Origin of the sequence: Morganella sp. HSTU-ASny43, assembly GCF_022819185.1 — a bacterium.
GTDB lineage: Bacteria > Pseudomonadota > Gammaproteobacteria > Enterobacterales > Enterobacteriaceae > Morganella > Morganella morganii.
The window spans coordinates 1-2,067 of the sequence record NZ_WSPG01000064.1 but is presented as its reverse complement, the minus strand read 5'-3'; the positions used below and the strand labels follow the sequence as shown (position 1 = coordinate 2,067).

The following is a 2,067-nucleotide window of genomic DNA, read 5'->3' as shown; positions in this document are numbered from 1 at the left end:
GATAAAAACCCAAAGTGAACGGCACATCAATAATAATTATAAAAAACAACAGCAAAATAATAAATAACATTATCGCAATAGTTTTTTTAGCCACACCCCGCCTCCCTTATTAATTAATAATAACACTTAACCACCAAAAAACATGAATTTAAAATGCTATTTACAGCGTTACCTTCATTGCCACATAATACGTCTCAAAAAATATCACTCTCTCCAAGGAAAAAAACCTACATTGGGCAATCAAAGTAAATACTTAATACATGTTAACTTTATATCTATTTTGTTTTGGCCTCTTTCATATCTTGACATTTGTTGTTGAGACACTCCAATACTAGCTAACTGAGAAGTAGCAAGATTATTATTTTTTCTTAACTCCCTGAGCTTATCAGCTATATATCTATTATATTCACCACTTAAAAATTAATGCCACCCTCAAATAATAAAAAATAATAACATTAGCGTACTAATGAATGTACTATTAACATCATTCATTTTATATGATGTCACCACCAAACTCCAAAACGCCATTTAAAATACTCACCTGAAAATTAGTTTGTTTTAGTCTAGTGGTTGCAATAAAATATCCACTTACATTACTCAGCCGTTTTTATTTAAAAAGAAGAGCATTAATTGGTAATAAAAATAACAATCAATATTATGCATTATATTGACATCAACTCGATTATAGCACTCATTAAAACACAATGACTTTATAGTAAAAAAACCAATAATTTCAGTTGCAAACATAATTTAAATATTATTATCTACTCTCAACCCTCTTTTTTGGAAAACTGCTTTTTATTTATATCTTTATCTCTCTTGGTATCCACTATGCATCGATAAATATACTTTACACAAGGAACTTCCATCCTTCATGCGTTAAAAAACCCCATATGAAACATAAAAAATACAAATAAACATTATGAACGTCATATCTATATATAAAAACAAAACTAGTGCACAAACATAACTTGAATTAAAAACCCGCATTTGGCATTAAGGATAACGGTACGACAAGCCATTAAACAACTCATGTTTTTCTCTTGCATCTCATTTCTTTCAAAATCATAATACCCCCCAAAAAAAGAAAAGCAAAAGAAAGAAAAAACATCCTTTACATGTGTTTAATTTAAAAAATGCATTTACTGGCCTTATATCCTTGATGGGAAAAACATTTCCGTAACATTCCTTCCCACCAAGGAACTATTTATGGTAGCAAAAAACATAATTAATGATAAACTAACCATAAAAACAAAACCAATTAGTGATTTGATAACACCTCACTATTTTATGAATTGCTCTTAAGCTATCACATAATAAAAAGTGTTACAATCTGTAAAAAATCACCAGCACTTAAAAACCTTAGGAAGGTAGAGTTAAAACCACCTGTTAACTAAAAACCCCAAATACCTACCCTGCCATTATCATAAAACGACATAAAATAAGAAGGTAACCCCCCCCCATTTTTAACGGAGGTAATAAGTAGAATCAGGCCATACGCTGAATATGCTGCATCGGTGTGTAGCCATTCAACGCCATATTGGGTCGTTCGTGATTATAAAACCATTGATCCTACCCGCGAATAGTGGACACGCGACTAAGTGAGTAAACTCTCAACCAGAGGTGAGCCACATGACAAAAACAGCATCAACCAGCAAAACGGCCCGTAAACAGTACACACCCGAATTCCGCGATGAAGCCCTGAAACTCTCTGAACGCACCGGTGTCGCTGCCGCTGCCCGTGAACTCAGCCTGCATGAATCCCAGCTCTACAACTGGCGCAGTAAACAACAGCAACGAATGAATTCCTCAGCGCGCGAGAATGAACTGGCAGCCGAAAATGCGCGCCTCAAGCGACAACTGGCTGAACGGGATGAAGAGCTGGCCATTCTCCAAAAGGCCGCGACATACTTCGCGAAGCGCCTGAAATTGATCTCTTCCCTTTCTTCAGTACCGGTATAAAGTAGAGTTTCCGGCCTTTCTTCTCCTGAAAAAAGAGGTCATCTGACATGAAAAAGACACGTTATACCGAAGAACAGATCGCATTTGCCCTGAAACAGGCTGAAA

The 2,067-nt window shown here is 35.4% G+C and carries 1 pseudogene; it reads left to right on the top strand.

Annotation, left to right across the window (positions count from 1 at the left end):
- Positions 1 to 1,632: 1,632 nt before the first annotated feature.
- Positions 1,633 to 1,931, top strand: a pseudogene (locus GN208_RS17650) (transposase); the annotation flags it as partial.
- Positions 1,932 to 2,067 lie beyond the last annotated feature (136 nt).